Origin of the sequence: Nitrospira tepida (genome assembly GCF_947241125.1) — a bacterium.
In the GTDB taxonomy this organism is placed as follows: domain Bacteria; phylum Nitrospirota; class Nitrospiria; order Nitrospirales; family Nitrospiraceae; genus Nitrospira_G; species Nitrospira_G tepida.
Genome location: NZ_OX365700.1, coordinates 3,446,663 through 3,462,120, shown reverse-complemented (window position 1 = coordinate 3,462,120; position 15,458 = coordinate 3,446,663). Strand labels below are relative to the sequence as shown.

Genomic DNA, 15,458 nt, shown 5'->3' with positions numbered 1-15,458 from the left:
CGCACCATGGCGATTCCGGTGGTCTGTTTCGTCGGACGCTCGAATAGCGGGAAGACGACCGTGATTGAACGGGTCATTCCCGAACTGGTCCGGGCCGGCTACAAGGTGGCCACGGTCAAACATGCCGGCCACGGATTCGATCTCGACACGGAAGGCAAAGACAGTTGGCGGCACAAACGCGCGGGAGCCAGCGCGGTGGTGGTGCTCTCCAAGGGGAGCCTGGCCATGTTCGCCGACGTGTCCGACGAGATCAAGCCGGAAGACGTGCGGGACCGGTTCTTGGATGAGGATACGGACCTGATCATCGCCGAAGGGTGGAAAAGCGACGGGTACCCCAAGATCATGGTGGTTCGGGACCAGCCGGGCGAAGTGCCGGTCTCGCCGGAAGGGCTGCTCGCCGTCGTCTCGAACAAGCCGGTGAATGTCTCGGTTCCCGTGCTCGATCCCGACGATATTCCGGCTGTCGCTCGGCTGATTATCACGCACTTTCCTCGACGTCCGCGGAATGAGACATAAATACTCTCCCTGGGCCGTCCTGGCCATCGTGGCCGGGGCCGTGGCCCTCGGCGGCGGCGGGCTCCACCTCACGAACCAGCCGGAATTTTGCGCGTCCTGCCATACTATCGCGCCATCCTATGAGAGTTGGGCCAAGTCCTCGCACAAGGAGGTTTCCTGCGTGGACTGCCACGTGCGGAGCACGCCCGAGGGCTGGTTGCGCGACAAGGCCTATGCCGGGACGAAGGATGTGTTGATCACCTGGTTCGGCACGCCCACGGTCCCGCATGATCTGGACGCGACCGTGCATTCCGAGTTGTGCCTGAGCTGTCATCGCGAGATTCTGCGCGTGTCGGAGGTGGCGCCTCGGGATCTGCCCCCTCCGGTCAAGGAGGTCGGGTTGGTGATGAGCCATCGGAAGCATATGGAAGCCTTTGCGAAGCGCGGGAAAGGCGAGGGCTGTGTCACCTGCCATTCGCGGGTGGTGCATGGCGAGCCCATCAAGGGGTACCCGATCGTCGTGCCACGCGGACATGTGGAGGCCGACAGCAAGCCGCATGAGCCTCGGCATCCCAAGGACAGCGTCCTCTACCGGAAGGCGATGGCCGACTGTTTCCGTTGCCACGACGGGAAGACCGAGCACGACGGCGCGGTGTTGAGCCGCAAGTGCGAAACCTGCCACCTGCCTGAAAAAGTTCAAGACCTGCTGTTCTAGAAAAACAGAGCCAGGCTGTGTATGACGACCCCGATCGTTCAGGTGCGCCATCTCACGAAGCGGTTCGGCGACTTCCTCGCCGTAAACGATATTTCCTTTGACATCCAGCCAGGCGAGATTCTCGGCTTGCTGGGGCCGAACGGAGCCGGCAAAACCACCACCATCCAGATGATGCTGGGCTTGATCACTCCGACCGGCGGCACGATCCGCATGTTCGGGCTCGACCTTGCGACCCACCGAGAAGCGATCATGCAGCAGGTCAACTTTTCCTCCACCTACATTTCCATGCCCTATTCCCTGACCGTGGAAGAGAATCTGCGCGTGGTCGCCAGGTTGTATGGCATGAGGCTGGTGGACCAGCGCCTCGACGAGGTGGTGAAGCAGTTGGAAATGGAGGAGATGCGGCACAAGCTGACCCGCAAATTGTCGTCCGGGCAGATGACGCGCCTGACGCTGGCCAAGGCCATCTTGACCGAACCGAAAGTCCTGTTTCTGGACGAGCCGACCGCCAGCCTCGATCCGGATATCGCCCACAAGATCCGGGCGCTGCTTCAGGATGTCCGCCGATCGACCGGGTTGAGCATGCTGTACACCTCGCACAACATGCGCGAGATGGAGGAGATGTCCGACCGCATCATTTTTCTGCAACGCGGGAGAATCGTCGCGGAAGGCACCGCGGCAGAAATCACCGCCCGGTTCGGAGACCGGGACCTCGAAGAGGTCTTTCTCCGCTTGGCGAGGGAGCAGGCCCGATGAAGTGGCATCGGGTGGTCGCATTGTTGAGCCGGCATCTGTATCTCTATAAGCGGAGCCCGCCGCGGATCATGGAGATTTTTTACTGGCCGCTGCTGGATCTGGTCATCTGGGGATTCATCACGATCTACCTGATGCGGCATGAAGGGCAGGTGCCGGGATTGGTCACCTTCTTTCTGGGCGCGCTGATTTTGTGGGACGTGCTGTTCCGGGCGCAGCAGGGCATCACGATCACGTTTCTTGAAGAAATCTGGGCCCGCAATCTGCTCAACCTCTTCGCCAGCCCCTTGAAGCCCAGCGAATTTCTGGCTTCGACCATGGCGATGAGCATCCTGAAAGTCACGGCGGTGGCCTGCGTCATGGCCCTCTGCGCCTATGCGTTTTACTCGTACAACGTGTTGGTGATCGGGCTCGCGCTCATTCCGTTCGTCTTCAATCTGGTCATCACCGGCTGGGCGATCGGCGTGTTCACGACTTCGCTGATCATGCGGTTCGGCCACGAGGCGGAGGTGTTGGCCTGGAGCATGGTGTTCCTGTTCCAACCGATTTCCTGCGTGTTCTATCCGCTCGATGTCCTGCCCGTCTGGCTGCAGGGCATCGCCTGGATGAATCCTGCGGCCCACATCTTTGAAGGCATGCGGGGCGTGCTGAAGGACGGCGCCTTGTCGGTGTCGCATCTCACCTGGGCCGTGGGGCTCAACGCGCTATACCTAGCCCTCGTGATCCTGTTCTTCCACTGGACGTTTGAAGTCTGCAAAGACAAGGGCCTGTTGGTGCGGGTCGGCGAGTAGGCGAGTCGGAATCTGGGAGTCGGCGCGTCGAAGGGACCTGCGGGGGGACACCTGCGGCGGGAAGTGCCTGTCTGATCTTGACGCATCAACGATTCTTGTTGTAATGTCGCAGCATGTCCGTGACCGTCAAGACTCATCAGAAGGAACTGGTGCTGAAGTGCCACGCGCTGGCGGACGAAACCCGTTTCCGCATCGTGGAGCTGCTCATGGAAGGGGAACGCTGCGTCTGTGATCTGATGGAGGAACTGCAGGCCGCGCAATCACGGCTGTCCTTCCATCTCCGCACTCTGAAAGACGCGGGGCTGGTCAAGGATCGGCGGGAGGGCCGGTGGAACTACTATTCCCTCGATGCGGAGGCATTCGAGGACCTCGAAGCCTTGGTCCAACAGGTGAAAAGCGGGGATCGGCTGAAACTGGCGTCCGGCCGGCGCTGCCTCTGACCGGCGCATTTTTTTGGCCTGATTCAGCAACAATTCTTGATGGATAGAATCGGAGGGGGTATGTGGAAATTCAAAAAGCAGCAGCGGTTGCGGATCGAGTGGCAGCAGACTGGGTCGTCGAGCAGGACCTGCCCCTATGCGAGCGAGACGTGGTCGAATCTCGTCCTGGTAATGGAGGAGCTTCGACGCGAACTGTTTTCGCTCGGCATCTCCGTGTCCGCCACACCGGTCCTTCCGCAACAGATCGGCCGTACCATACAGGGGCTCTTGTTCAACCGTGTGCCGCTGGAAGCGCTGTTGCCTGAGCTGCGCATCCTGGGGCGCCATTGTCCTTCCTGCGAAGCCCAGTATGGGGAATCTGTCCTCTGTCCGACGGTGGTTGCCGAAGGAGTGGAGTACCGCAGCCTGCCTCCATTTCTCCTGCGGCGGGCGATCCTGACCTCGGTCGGCATGATGCAACCGCTGCGGCCTCTCAACCTGGCTCAACCTGTGGCCTAACGAGGCGAACGATGGAACTGGTTGCAGAGACGTTGAGGGCGCAGCCGGCTGAGAAACGACTGAACCTATTCGAACGGTACCTGACGATCTGGGTGGGGCTCTGCATGGCCTTGGGGGTTTGGCTGGGACGGACCGCGCCTCAGATGATCGAATGGCTTCGCAGGATGGAGTTGGGCGAAGGGAGTCAGGTCAACCTGCCGATCGCCCTGCTGATCTGGGTGATGATCATACCGATGATGATGAAGGTGGATTTCGGATCCATCGGGCAGGTTGGCCGGCGACCGCGCGGCCTCCTAGTCACCCTGTTCGTGAACTGGATCGTGAAGCCGTTTTCGATGGCGGCGATCGCCTGGCTCTTTTTCCGCGTGATCTTCTCGCCCTGGATCGTGCCGAATGACGCCGATCAATATATCGCGGGATGCATCATCCTCGCCGCGGCTCCCTGCACGGCGATGGTCTTTGTCTGGAGCTATCTCACCGACGGTGATCCCGCCTATACCCTGGTGCAGGTTTCCGTGAACGATCTCATTATGTTGGTCCTGTTCGCGCCGATTGTCGGGTGGCTGGTCAGCGGCGCGTCCTCGCTCTCCGTGCCCTTCATCGTCCTGCTCTATTCGGTGCTCGCCTTCATCGTCATTCCGCTCACGATCGGGGTCGGCGCGCGCCTGTGGATGGTGCGGCGGTTCGGCCGCACCTGGTTCGAGGACCGACTGCTTCCAGGACTGGCGCCGTTGACGATCCTGGCGCTGCTGGCCATGCTCGTCCTGATCTTTGCGTTTCAGGCCGACAACCTGACGGGTAAATGGGCCCACGTCCTGATGATCGCGGTTCCGATCCTGATCCAGGTCTATTTCAATTCCGCGCTGGCCTACGGCTTGATGCAACGGTTGGGAGTCGAGCATGCGGTCGCTGCGCCGGGCGCGCTGATCGGCGCCAGCAATTTCTTCGAGCTGGCGGTGGCGACTGCCATTGCCCTGTTCGGCCCCGGGTCTCCGGCGGCGCTCGCAACCGTCGTGGGCGTGCTCGTGGAAGTGCCGGTCATGCTGTCCGTCTGCGCCCTCTGCAATCGCACGAGGCATTGGTTCCCCACCCCCGTGGTCGCATCCCGATGAGCAAGCCGCGTGTCTTGTTCCTGTGCACCGGCAATTCCGCCCGCAGCCAGATGGCCGAGGGATGGCTTCGGCATCTCGCCGGGGACCGGTATGAGGCGGCTAGCGCGGGAACCGAGCCTGTCGGGCTGAACCCCTTGGCTGTGGAGGCTATGAAGGAAGCCGGGATCGATATTGCCTTCCACCGCTCGAAAAAATTGGATGCGTACCTCGGCCAGCAATTCGACCACGTCATCACCGTCTGCGATCGGGCCAAACAAACCTGCCCCCTGTTCCACGGGGCGCTTCACACCCACCACTGGAGCTTCGAAGATCCGGCCGCGGCCAAGGGCACGCATGCGGAGCGCCTCGAAGCGTTCCGTACCATTCGCGACCAAATCCGGCTACAGATAGTCGAGTTCCTCGAAGCCTAATCCAAAGCCTAATTCCTCTGGCCTGCCCCGGTACTGCTGGCTCAAATGGATCGTTCCGGTCCGCCACCTGTCGGACCGGTGTGAACTACAACGGGCCACGTAGTAGGATAGGGGATACAGCCGGCACAGCTCTGTTCGGACCGTTCGCAACCTTTCGGCGGGGTTGCGGCATTGGCGGGACTCTTGCACCCCACTCTTGCATTCTTCGGACGATTCCACAAAGGAGACGAGACATGAGCCAGATATCCAGACGGCGGTTCTTGCAATGGTCGGCGGCTGCGAGCGGAACGGTGTTGCTTGGAGGCATCCCCCAGTGGGCGGGAGGCGCAGATGGCGGAACTGCGGGAGCGGCGCCGGCCCATGCCAAGCCGGCAGGCCAAGTGTCCGGCGAACCCATCAAGATCGGGATCATCGATCCGCTCTCGAGTCCATACAAAACGTCTTCGGTCCATGACGTGCATGGGGCCACGGTGGCGGTGGATCTTTACAACAAACAGGCCGGTCTCCTGGGGCGTCCTGTGGCGATGGTGGAGGCCGATGACGCATCCAATCCGGAGACGGCCGCGAAGGCGGCGCTGAAACTCATCAAGGAGGACCGTGTCGATTTCCTGATGGGCACCTTCAACGGGGACTGCGCGCTCGCGGTCAGCGAGGTCGCCAAGCGGGAGCACAAACTGTTCATGGTCACGGGCGCGCACCTTCCGGCCTTGACCGGGGAGCGGTGCGACTCGCACATGTTCGTCTTCATGCCGAGCGCCACCATGCTGTCCAAGGCGGTGGCGCCGTACATTGTGAAGGAGTACGGTCCCCGCTGGTTCATGGTGACGGCGGACACGGTGGATGGGAGGTCCGCCGAGCAGGCCATGGCTGAGGCCTGCCGGGCACAGAAGGGCGAGGTGCTCGGCTCCGTGACGACCCCGTTCGGCGCCACCGACTTCACCGAAGCCTTGACCAAAGCCAAGACCGCCAATCCCCAGACGGTGATTCTCAATCTCTATGGGTGGGATCTGGTGAATGCGCTCAAGACCTGCGCAAAATTGGAATTCGCGAAGGACAAGATCGGCATTGCCGGCATGATCGGAGGCGAGCAAATCGGACGGCCGCTGGGCTACGCGAACAACGCCGGCATTTGGGGGCTCGTCTGGGATCCCAAGGTCAACACGGAAGGGTCCAGGCGCTTTATCCAAGCGGTGATCGACAAATACAACCACACCCCGACCTCCCGCTGCTATCTCGGCTATGCGGCGGCCACACAAATCTTGGAGGCGGTTCGCCGGGCCGGTTCCATCGAGACTGCTGCGGTGATCAAGACCCTGGAAGGACATGAATTCGACGGACTCAAGGAACGCCGGTCATACTTCCGCGCCCAGGACCATCAACATGTGCAGGATGTGCTGGTGGGCAAGGCCTATGGGAAAGAACTGGGGCTCGGTCACTACCAGTTGCTAAGCACAATCGCGGGAGAGACGCTGGCAGGCGATCCTGCTGGAACGGCCTGCAGATTGTGAGTTCGGCGAGGGCCGGGAAGAGAACTGCGGAGCTCCCTATGAGGTCTGCGTTCATTCCATAACTGGGCAAAAGTTTTTGGATAGTCGATAGGAAGCAGGTCTCTATGGTTGATCGTCCGTAGATCGCCTTTATTTCTGAGCTCCATGCTTTGCGCCTGCCCTGTGCGCATGAGCATGCTTGCCTGTCTTGCCGTTCGTCTTTCCTTCGTTCCACCTCTTGCGGCATCCCTCGTATCTTCGCCCTAACCCACATTATTCATGACCGCTTCTACTGCAACCGCCGTGCGACCCGTTGCGATCAAAGAGCAACGGGTGCCCCGGCTGTGACAAGCCAGCATGCGGCTTGGCGGCATGCTGGCGGGCAGGCTCGCCGCTCGCGGCCTCAACGTACTGTTTCAAGTACGCCTCAGCCGCCAGCGCCTCCGCGTGGGGGTACCCATTGCTGTTCTCCATGCAATGGGTCCAACGCCTGGCGTCTTGGCGGTTTCGTCACGAACCGTCATGAATAATGTGGGCTAAGGTGCAGCGGCGAGCCAATTGCCTCGACGGGGGGCCTGTCATCTGGACACTGACAGCGGACGGATGGAGCCGGTTGGACCTATGGCGAAAATCAGCAATCTTGTAGATCAATCCTTTTTATCCATTGATACTTAGACTCATCGCGGTTGGCAAAGGTCCGGCATAGTTGGTCGTTGTTCGGCGGGACGCTCGTGAAGTTGATGCCCTTGAATATGATCGGCGCGGCCGGGGTCTCGCTGGCCGTCGCCGGGATCTTTGTCTGGGACAGTTTGACGCCGCTCGGCTACGCCGTCAGCATGTTGTATCCCATTCCGCTCCTGCTGACGGTGTGGCTCGGATCTCAGCGGTTTGCGATGGCCATCGGGCTCACGGCGATGGCCCTGACCCTTGTGGGGTGGTGGCTTTCTCCCGGTGGTTCGGAGAGCCAGGCTCTTTTCAACCGTTCTCTTACGGTCGTCCTGGTCGGGATCTGCCTTGGGCTCGTCAGGCGAACGATCCGGGACCGGGCCGCCCTTGGGCAGGTCGCCGAGGAACGGAGCACGGCGGCCCGCAGGCTGGAAGCACTGGTCACGTCCAGAACCCAGGAGTTGGAGCGGTCGGAAGAGAAGTTCAGAAGACTTCTGGAGTGCGCCCCGGATGCGATCGTGGTGGTGGATCGAGAAGGGCGTATCGTGTTCGCGAGTGCGCAGACCGAGCAGTTGATCGGGTCCGGCCTCCGCGAATTGGTCGGGATGCCGGCCGACAGACTGGTCCGGGAGGATCAACGTGATGTCTTCCTCGCCGATTGCAAGGCGATGGCGGAGGGTGAGTCATTTGGTTCCGGAGAGAGGCGGGACATCTGGCTTCGACGGGCAGACGGGCGCGAGATCCCGGTCGAGGCGACCGTCAGGTTGCTGAGGGCGGCCGATGAACCCCTGCTCTCCATCGCCATGCGCGATATCAGCGAGCGTCGCCGCGTGGCCGAGCGCGAAGCGCTGCTCTCGGCCATTATCGACAATGTCCCCGATATGATCTTTATCAAAGATGCGAACGACCTTCGTTTCGTCTTGCTTAATCGCGCGGGCGAACAGCTTGTCGGGTATTCGCGCGAGCGGCTCATCGGCACCACCGACTTCGACCACTTCCCGAAGTGGCAGGCGGAACATTTCGTCGCTCATGATCGGGCTGTGCTCCGGGACAAGCAGCTCTGCGACATCGCCGAGGAGCGCATTCAAACCCGGTTTCGTGGCGAGCGCATTCTGCACACCAAGAAAGTCCCGATCTTGGATGAAACGGGTGAGCCGAGATTTTTGCTTGGAATTTCGGAAGATATTACGGACCGGAAAGGGGTCGAGGAAGCGTTGCGTCTGAGAACGGAGATGTTCACCAACGCCTTTGAATGTGCCGCGATCGGTAAGGCATTGGTGTCGCCGGACGGCCGGTGGCTTCAGGTGAATCAAGCCTTGTGCGACTTGGTGGGCTATTCCCGGCATGAAATGCTTCAACTGACCTTTCAAGACATTACCCATCCGGACGACCTGGAGGCCGATCTGGATTTGGTGGCGCGGATGCTCTCAGGGGAGATCCGGACTTATCAGATGGAAAAGCGCTATGTCCACCAAACCGGTCGCCTCGTGTGGGTCCTGTTGTCCGTGTCGCTGGTGCGCGATCGGGATGGGAGCCCGTTCTTCTTTATCGCGCAAATTCAGGACATTACAGCGAGCAAGCACGCGGAGCACGCGCTTCGTGAAAGCCAACGCCGCCTGCAACTGTCCCTGGAGAATTCCAAGCAGGGGCTCTGGGATTGGAACGTCCAAACCGGCGGTGTCGTGATGGATCGAGGATGGGCCTCGATCCATGGCTATCGGCTGGCGGAACTGCCGGACCACGTGTCCGCCTGGCAGCAAACGATTTGTCCGGAGGACCGCCCCCTCGTCGAGGCTGCTCTCACCAATCACCTGGCTGGCATCACGGCGTTCTATGACGTGGAATACCGGGCCGTGACGAAGACCGGGAAGCGGATATGGGTCAATGCGCGCGGCAAAGTGCAAGAACGCGACGAACAAGGCCAGCCTCTCCGGATGATGGGAACCGTTCAGGATGTGACGTCGCGCAAAATGGTCGAAGAGGCGTTGCGGCAGAGTGAAGAACGGCTGAGGCTCGTGATTGCCGCCTCCGGCATGGGCATGTGGGATTTCAATATGACCACCGGGCTTGCGGTCTGGAATCAGGAGACTTGCCTGATGCTCGGGTATGATCCGCAGAACCACTCCGCCCATTATGATCTGTGGGAATCGCGGATTCATCCAGACGATCGGGAACGCGTGTTGGCTGCGATCCGGCAAGCGGAGCGGGATGACATCCTGTTTACGGAAGAACATCGTATCAGGCGCGCCGATAACGCCCACATCCGGTGGCTGGCGCCGTTTGGGCGGTTTGTCCGTGATGAGAGCGGAGATCGGACAGGCCGATTCGTCGGCGTCTTTGTTGACGTGACGAATCGCAAGGAAACCGAGGAAACCCTTCGTGCCATGCAACGCCGTCTGGTGCGGTTGGTAAGAAAGAGGGAACAGCTCTCGCGGGATCTTCATGACAGCACCATCCAGTCCTTGTTCTCGATCGGCCTCGGGCTGAGCGAGTGTCGGGAGCTGATGAAGGCGCGCCGGGGCGAAGCGGGAAAGATACTCGCGCGCCAAATCCAGCACCTCAAGCAAGTGATTCACGAAGTGCGCGGGTATATCGAGCCGGCCGGGCGTCTCGCCGGAGTCGGAGGACCGATCGCAGGACAACTTCGCCGTTTGGCCGAGGAGTTCTCCCAAGGCCGGCGATGCTCGATCGAGGTGGCCTGTACGCCGAACCTGGACGAGCGGCTCTCGCCCTCCCAGGTCCAACATCTGATCCATATCGCCAGGGAAGCGATCAGCAACGCCGTCCGCCACTCCGGCGGGCGTCGGTGTCTGGTGTCTCTTTCCGAAGGCGATGGGGAGATCCATCTGACGGTGGATGACGACGGGACGGGGTTCCATACCGAATCGCACGACCATCGTGGTCACGGCCTCCGCAATATGGCCGTGCGGGCGGAGGAACTCGGCAGCAAAGTCGAGCTGCTCGCCAAACCATCGGGGGGCTGCCGGGTGTTTCTCAGGGTTCCGTGCACGGAGGCCTCGGCATCATGACAGGCGCCCGCCCGATACGGCTGCTTCTTGTCGACGACCATAAGCTCGTGCTGATGGGCCTGCGGTCTGCGCTCGGGCGAAGGGACGATCTTCACATCGTGGGCGAGGCGCACAGCGAGAAGACGGCAATTGAAGAGTTTCGCCGAACCCGGCCAGACGTCGTCTTGATGGACGTCCGCCTTGGGGACGGGAGCGGAGTCGCGGCCTGCCGCGAAATGCGGTCGATCGACCCGAAGGCCAGGGTCCTCTTCTTGACCTCCTACTCCGATGAAGAAGCGATCGTCGGGGCGGTATTCGGGGGCGCCGCCGGCTATCCGCTGAAAGATATCGAGCCGAGCGAACTGGTCCATGCCATCAAGCGTGTGGCCGCCGGCCAATCGGTGCTCCATCCCTCCGTGACGGAACTGGTCCTTTCACATATGCGGGACCTGGCTCTATCAGTAAAGGAGGAACAGTCTCTGGACCGGTTGAGCGCTCAGGAACAAAAGGTCCTGGGGCTTGTCGCGCTGGGTCGCACCAATAAGGAGATTGGGCGCTCGCTCGGACTCAGCAGCAAGACGGTTGGGAACTACCTCTATCGCATTTACAAGAAGCTTCAGGTCAAGCGCCGGTCTCAAGCCGCCACCTTCTTCGTCAGCCAGAGATCTTCCTAGGGTCATTGTCCTCTCTCCGTCGTAGAGGCAACAGAGAAGGGCCATATCCCTCTTGCGCCGTTACTACAATTTGCTATCCATTAGAGTGTATTGCTGAGACATGCCGTCTGAAGCCACCGCTGAACGAGGCGATAGCCTTCACGTACCTCGCACACACCAGGAAAAGGAAACGGATATGGCCACCATACTCGTCGTCGACGACGAACCGATGATGTTGGATTTATTGGGAACGATTCTGCAGCGCCTCCGACACGATGTCATCCCGGCATCGACGGGAACGGAGGCCGTGGCGTTATATCAGCGCAAAGCCCCGCATCTGGTGATTCTGGATCTTCAGCTTCCGGATATGAGCGGCATCGACGTCCTCCGGAAGATCCGGGAGGCCCACCCGGCGGAGCCGGTGATCATTTTGACCGGAGCCGGGACCGACGCCCTCGAGAGGCAAGCCCGAGAGCTCGGGGTGCAGCACTTCATCCAAAAAGGGTTCTCGCTGCACAACCTGGGAGAAGCGCTTCGCAGCGTGTTCAAAGAGGTGCCGCGCTCGCTTTCGGCGGGAGCAAACAGGGGAACCGGTGAGCCCTCATGAGCCAACGAATTGTACTGATCAATAGGGATCTCGAGAGGATCGCGGATCTGGTGAGCTGTCTCCAGCAACGGGCCGTTCTGCCGGTCGAGATCGAGCCTTCCGGCGAAGCGCTTGCGTTCGGGGGCGGGGACCCGCCGGCTGCGATCATTATGGTCGCCTCCTGCGGCAGCGATCTCGGTTTGGCTCGGCTGCGGTCGGCTCCGGCGTTGCGGCACGTTCCAATCCTGGTGATCTCCTCCTGCCTGATCTGCCCGCCCGGCGGGCCAGGCGCGACGGCCTATTTCTTCACCCCCGTTGACCCCGATGAGTTCTTGAACACGCTGGACCGCGCCCTCCACGGGATCGGCTGGTCATCTCCATGCGCATGAGCTGGTTTCGGGATTTGTTCACCAGGCCTCCGGTCAATGCGGAGGGACTGCCATCGCCCGTCTCGGATGAACCCGCTTCTGGGATGGTGCCAGAAGAGGTGATCGCCACCAAATCGCCCAACCGTCGACAGTTGGTGTTACTGCACGCGCTCGTAGTGATCGTGCTCAGCTATCAGTTGATCTTCAGCCGGACAGCCATCATCGCAGAAGAGGTGGCTCATCTGGCCATCGCGGGCCTGCTCCTGAGCATCGTCTGCCTGGCCGCGATTCCAGAACGATTCTGGTTCAGTCGGTGGTTCACGGGCAGTCTAGTCCTGGGCGACACGGCCATCACCACCGCGATGATCTATGCGTCGGGTGCGGCGAACTCGAATTTCTATGTGGCCTATTTTCTCATTCTGCTCATTGCCGCTTTGGTCCCGACGCTCAGCCAACTTATGGCTCTGACAGTCGTGCTGTGCCTGGCGTACGGCGGAGTCCTCTATCTTGATCTCAGCGAACACGGGTCCTTGAATGAAAGCCAGTTGCTCCAGATCCCTATCCTCATGATTCTGGGGATCTATTACGGCGTTTCCAATCACTCCGCCCGCCAGTTGAACCAAGATAAACAACGGTTGCTGCGAGAAATGCAGGAGAGGCGGCGCGTTGAGGAGGCGTTACGAGAGAGCGAACAGCGGTTTCATGCATTCATGGATAATAGCCCATCGGTGGCGTTCATCAAGGACGCCACCGGACGCATGCTCTATGTCAACAAGACGTTCGAGCGATATTTTGCCTTGTCCAAAACGGAGTGGGAAGGCAAGAAGGACTTGCAGTTGTGGCCCGAGCCCGTTGCGCGACGCCTAAAAGACAATGACCGGCACGTGCTGAAGTATGACCGGGCGATCGAAATCGAAGAGAGCGTCCCCATGCCCGACGGGCAGGTCCGTGCTTTCATGGTCTTCAAGTTTCCATTGAAGGACTCAACGGGGCGGCGCCTGCTCGGCGGCATCGCCATCGATATCACCGATCGGAAGGAATCGGAGCAGGCCCTCCGCCTGACGACGGAGCAATTCCGGTGCGCGTTCGAGAACGCGCCGATTGGTATGGCCCTGGTCTCGTTGGAGGGACGCTGCCTGCGCGTGAATCAGGCGCTGTGTCATCTGGTGGGGTATGCGGAATCAGAACTGCGCGATGCGACGATTCAGACTCTCATGGATCCGGACGACAGGGCTTTCGAATGGTCAAGCCTCTGCCGTGCTCTGGCCGGTTCCATCCAGGCCGATCCGGTGGAAAAACGGTTCGTTCACAAGCATGGACATCACGTGTGGGTCCTGATCAATGCTTCTCTGGTTCAGGACAGCGAGGAACGGCCGATCTATTATGTCGTCCAGATGCAGGACATCACTCCGAGAAAGGCCGCAGAAGACGCCTTGAAGGAGAGCGAGGAGCGGTATCGCCGGCTGGTCGAGGTCTCGCCGGACGCGATTCTGATCGTACGCGGCATGCGCATCATCTTCGTGAACCAGACGGGGTTCAGACTCTTGGGCGCGGTAAGCCCCGATCAGGTCATTAACCGGTCTCCTCTGGATTTCTTCGACCCTGATCATGATCCGGACAGGCTGAACACGATCAGCCAAGCGATTCGCTCGCACGAGGCCCTGTCGCCTGTAGGACATCGGCTCATCCGTCTGGATGGGGCGAGCGTCGATGTCGAAGTGGCCGCCTCCGCCCTGCCGTTCGAAAAGGCGGTGGTCAGCCAGGTTGTCGTGAGGGACGTCACCAGGCAAAAACAGCTCGAACAACGGTTGAATCACAGCCACAAAATGGAGGCCATCGGACAGCTTGCCGGAGGGGTCGCGCACGATTTCAACAACATGTTGACGGTGATCAACGGGCACAGCGCGCTCTTGCTGATGGATACCGTGCGCCTGGGCGATGATCAGATCAGAAGCCTTGAACAGATTCAGCAAGCGGGGAGCCGTGCCGCCGGGTTGACCTCGCAACTGTTGGCCTTCAGCCGACGGCAGATGCTTCAGCCGAAGGTTGTCGATCTGAATGTCGTCATCACGCGGTTACAGGACATGTTGAAGCCGCTTCTCGGCGAGGACATCGAACTCTACGTCCTGCTGGACCCGGCGCTGAACAGGATCAAGGCGGATCCTGTTCAACTGGAGCAAGTGGTGATTAATTTGGCGGTGAACGCGCGCGATGCCATGCCGGAAGGCGGCCGCTTAACCGTCCAGACTGAGAATGTGGACCTGGCTCCTGGTTTCGAATCGCCGGAGGGGGAACGGCACGAGGGGCCGTATATTCGGATGACCGTGAGCGATTCGGGGATGGGGATGGATGCCGCGGTCTTGAGCCGCATCTTTGAGCCCTTCTTCACCACCAAACCCAAAGGAAAAGGAACGGGCCTGGGCCTGGCTACCGTCTATGGCATCGTGAAGCAAAGCGGCGGCACCATCCTGGTGAACAGCGAACCGGGGCGAGGGACGACCTTTCAGGTGTACCTGCCTGCGACCAAGGCTCCGATGGACGAATCCGACCGCGCCTCGGAGACGGATGACCTGCGAGGAACAGAGACGATTCTGGTGGTCGAGGATGAACCGGCGGTCCGGGCGCTGGTCTGCGATACCTTGCGGGTGCACGGCTACGGGGTCTTGCAGGCGCCGCATGGGTTTGAGGCCATCCTACAGGCCCGGCACCATGTGGGACCGATTCATGTGCTCTTGACCGATGTGGTCATGCCGCAGATGGGAGGGCGAGAACTCGCGAAGGAGTTGTCATCGGCTCTGCCGGACCTCAGAGTCTTGTACATGTCCGGCTATACGGACGATGCGGTCTTCCGCCATGGAGTGATGACCGAGGGAGTCAATTTCCTTCAGAAGCCCTTCACGACGGTGGCGCTGCTGCGCAAGATCCGCAAGATTTTGGGGGACGTCCCGCCGTCATGCACGGTCGGCGTTCCGGACCAGTCACAGGAACCACACCCAGGAGGTGACACAGTATGAGCGTCGAGCACCGTCGGTATCCTCGGTTTCAGATCATTTGTCCCCTGGTGTTCGCGGGGGATGGAGTGGTCGGGGCCGGGCGGATGACGGACTTGTCCGTCAAGGGGTGTGCTGTTGAAAGCGACGTGATGGTGGTGACGGGACTGTACCTGGAAGTTCGGATCCTTCTCCCGGATTCCTGGGCCCCACTCCGGGTCGATTTGGCTCCCGTCCGCTGGGCCGTGCCCGGAAAGTTCGGTATTGAATTGATCAAGATGGAGGCACATGACCAGCTTCGATTGACTCGTTTCATTCAGGCTTTGTCGAGCGTACAGCCGGCATCGGACCAGATGATGCCGAACGCGCATCATGGCGTGGCACCGATTGCTCAGGCTGAAGAGTGAACGGACCTCGCCTGATCCCTGGCTGCTGTTGATCCGGAAACTGTCGGATCCGCGTCCGTGATAACCCGAAGGAGTTCAC

General features: G+C 60.5%; 15 protein-coding genes. All 15 read left to right on the top strand.

Annotated elements, in window-relative coordinates; all coding sequences use genetic code 11:
• Positions 1-6 precede the first annotated feature (6 nt).
• A complete protein-coding gene (mobB, locus tag QWI75_RS16380) occupies positions 7-516 on the top strand; it encodes a molybdopterin-guanine dinucleotide biosynthesis protein B (protein WP_289269753.1) in 510 nt (169 codons plus the stop codon).
• A complete protein-coding gene (locus QWI75_RS16375) occupies positions 506-1,210 on the top strand; it encodes a cytochrome c3 family protein (protein ID WP_289269751.1) in 705 nt (234 codons plus the stop codon). The genes mobB and QWI75_RS16375 overlap by 11 nt, the downstream gene beginning before the upstream one ends.
• A gap of 21 nt (positions 1,211-1,231) precedes the next feature.
• On the top strand, positions 1,232-1,966 hold the full coding sequence (locus QWI75_RS16370; RefSeq protein WP_289269749.1) for an ABC transporter ATP-binding protein: 735 nt from the start codon (positions 1,232-1,234) through the stop codon (positions 1,964-1,966).
• Positions 1,963-2,754, top strand: a complete 792-nt coding sequence (locus QWI75_RS16365; protein WP_289269747.1) for an ABC transporter permease — start codon at positions 1,963-1,965, stop codon at positions 2,752-2,754. Before QWI75_RS16370 ends, QWI75_RS16365 begins: the two co-directional genes overlap by 4 nt.
• Before the next feature lie 113 nt (positions 2,755-2,867).
• A complete protein-coding gene (locus QWI75_RS16360) occupies positions 2,868-3,194 on the top strand; it encodes an ArsR/SmtB family transcription factor (protein WP_289269745.1) in 327 nt (108 codons plus the stop codon).
• 60 nt (positions 3,195-3,254) lie between these two features.
• Positions 3,255-3,692, top strand: coding sequence for a DUF2703 domain-containing protein (locus QWI75_RS16355; protein WP_289269743.1), 438 nt, complete (start codon positions 3,255-3,257; stop codon positions 3,690-3,692).
• Between the two features lie 11 nt (positions 3,693-3,703).
• On the top strand, positions 3,704-4,804 hold the full coding sequence (gene arsB / locus QWI75_RS16350) for an ACR3 family arsenite efflux transporter (RefSeq protein ID WP_289269741.1): 1,101 nt from the start codon (positions 3,704-3,706) through the stop codon (positions 4,802-4,804).
• The gene (locus QWI75_RS16345) at positions 4,801-5,214 is read left to right on the top strand and encodes an arsenate reductase ArsC (RefSeq protein WP_289269739.1); all 414 of its coding nucleotides are present in this window, start codon (positions 4,801-4,803) and stop codon (positions 5,212-5,214) included. Before arsB ends, QWI75_RS16345 begins: the two co-directional genes overlap by 4 nt.
• 233 nt (positions 5,215-5,447) lie before the next feature.
• Positions 5,448-6,722: an ABC transporter substrate-binding protein gene (locus tag QWI75_RS16340; protein ID WP_289269737.1), complete on the top strand. Its 1,275-nt coding sequence runs from the start codon at positions 5,448-5,450 to the stop codon at positions 6,720-6,722.
• A 719-nt stretch (positions 6,723-7,441) separates the two neighbouring features.
• Complete coding sequence (locus QWI75_RS16335) at positions 7,442-10,396, top strand: PAS domain S-box protein (protein WP_289271656.1); 2,955 nt, start codon at positions 7,442-7,444, stop codon at positions 10,394-10,396.
• A complete protein-coding gene (locus QWI75_RS16330) occupies positions 10,393-11,049 on the top strand; it encodes a response regulator (protein WP_289269735.1) in 657 nt (218 codons plus the stop codon). The genes QWI75_RS16335 and QWI75_RS16330 overlap by 4 nt, the downstream gene beginning before the upstream one ends.
• A gap of 175 nt (positions 11,050-11,224) precedes the next feature.
• Complete coding sequence (locus QWI75_RS16325; RefSeq protein ID WP_289269733.1) at positions 11,225-11,635, top strand: response regulator; 411 nt, start codon at positions 11,225-11,227, stop codon at positions 11,633-11,635.
• Positions 11,632-12,003, top strand: coding sequence for a response regulator (locus tag QWI75_RS16320; protein ID WP_289269731.1), 372 nt, complete (start codon positions 11,632-11,634; stop codon positions 12,001-12,003). Before QWI75_RS16325 ends, QWI75_RS16320 begins: the two co-directional genes overlap by 4 nt.
• Positions 12,004-12,101: 98 nt before the next feature.
• A complete protein-coding gene (locus QWI75_RS16315; protein WP_289269730.1) occupies positions 12,102-14,996 on the top strand; it encodes a PAS domain S-box protein in 2,895 nt (964 codons plus the stop codon).
• Positions 14,993-15,379 carry a PilZ domain-containing protein gene (locus QWI75_RS16310; RefSeq protein WP_289269728.1) on the top strand — a complete coding sequence of 129 codons (387 nt, stop codon included), beginning with the start codon at positions 14,993-14,995 and terminating at the stop codon, positions 15,377-15,379. Before QWI75_RS16315 ends, QWI75_RS16310 begins: the two co-directional genes overlap by 4 nt.
• Positions 15,380-15,458: the final 79 nt, after the last annotated feature.

What these genes read in the sequence shown, in the direction of transcription:
- QWI75_RS16310 (WP_289269728.1), top strand. Translation starts at nt 14,993, where the DNA reads ATGAGCGTCGAGCACCGTCGGTATCCTCGGTTTCAGATCATTTGTCCC.
- QWI75_RS16325 (WP_289269733.1), top strand. Translation starts at nt 11,225, where the DNA reads ATGGCCACCATACTCGTCGTCGACGACGAACCGATGATGTTGGATTTA.
- QWI75_RS16365 (WP_289269747.1), top strand. Translation starts at nt 1,963, where the DNA reads ATGAAGTGGCATCGGGTGGTCGCATTGTTGAGCCGGCATCTGTATCTC.
- QWI75_RS16360 (WP_289269745.1), top strand. Translation starts at nt 2,868, where the DNA reads ATGTCCGTGACCGTCAAGACTCATCAGAAGGAACTGGTGCTGAAGTGC.
- QWI75_RS16335 (WP_289271656.1), top strand. Translation starts at nt 7,442, where the DNA reads ATGCCCTTGAATATGATCGGCGCGGCCGGGGTCTCGCTGGCCGTCGCC.
- QWI75_RS16375 (WP_289269751.1), top strand. Translation starts at nt 506, where the DNA reads ATGAGACATAAATACTCTCCCTGGGCCGTCCTGGCCATCGTGGCCGGG.
- QWI75_RS16355 (WP_289269743.1), top strand. Translation starts at nt 3,255, where the DNA reads ATGTGGAAATTCAAAAAGCAGCAGCGGTTGCGGATCGAGTGGCAGCAG.
- arsB (WP_289269741.1), top strand. Translation starts at nt 3,704, where the DNA reads ATGGAACTGGTTGCAGAGACGTTGAGGGCGCAGCCGGCTGAGAAACGA.
- QWI75_RS16320 (WP_289269731.1), top strand. Translation starts at nt 11,632, where the DNA reads ATGAGCCAACGAATTGTACTGATCAATAGGGATCTCGAGAGGATCGCG.
- QWI75_RS16340 (WP_289269737.1), top strand. Translation starts at nt 5,448, where the DNA reads ATGAGCCAGATATCCAGACGGCGGTTCTTGCAATGGTCGGCGGCTGCG.
- QWI75_RS16330 (WP_289269735.1), top strand. Translation starts at nt 10,393, where the DNA reads ATGACAGGCGCCCGCCCGATACGGCTGCTTCTTGTCGACGACCATAAG.
- QWI75_RS16370 (WP_289269749.1), top strand. Translation starts at nt 1,232, where the DNA reads ATGACGACCCCGATCGTTCAGGTGCGCCATCTCACGAAGCGGTTCGGC.
- mobB (WP_289269753.1), top strand. Translation starts at nt 7, where the DNA reads ATGGCGATTCCGGTGGTCTGTTTCGTCGGACGCTCGAATAGCGGGAAG.
- QWI75_RS16345 (WP_289269739.1), top strand. Translation starts at nt 4,801, where the DNA reads ATGAGCAAGCCGCGTGTCTTGTTCCTGTGCACCGGCAATTCCGCCCGC.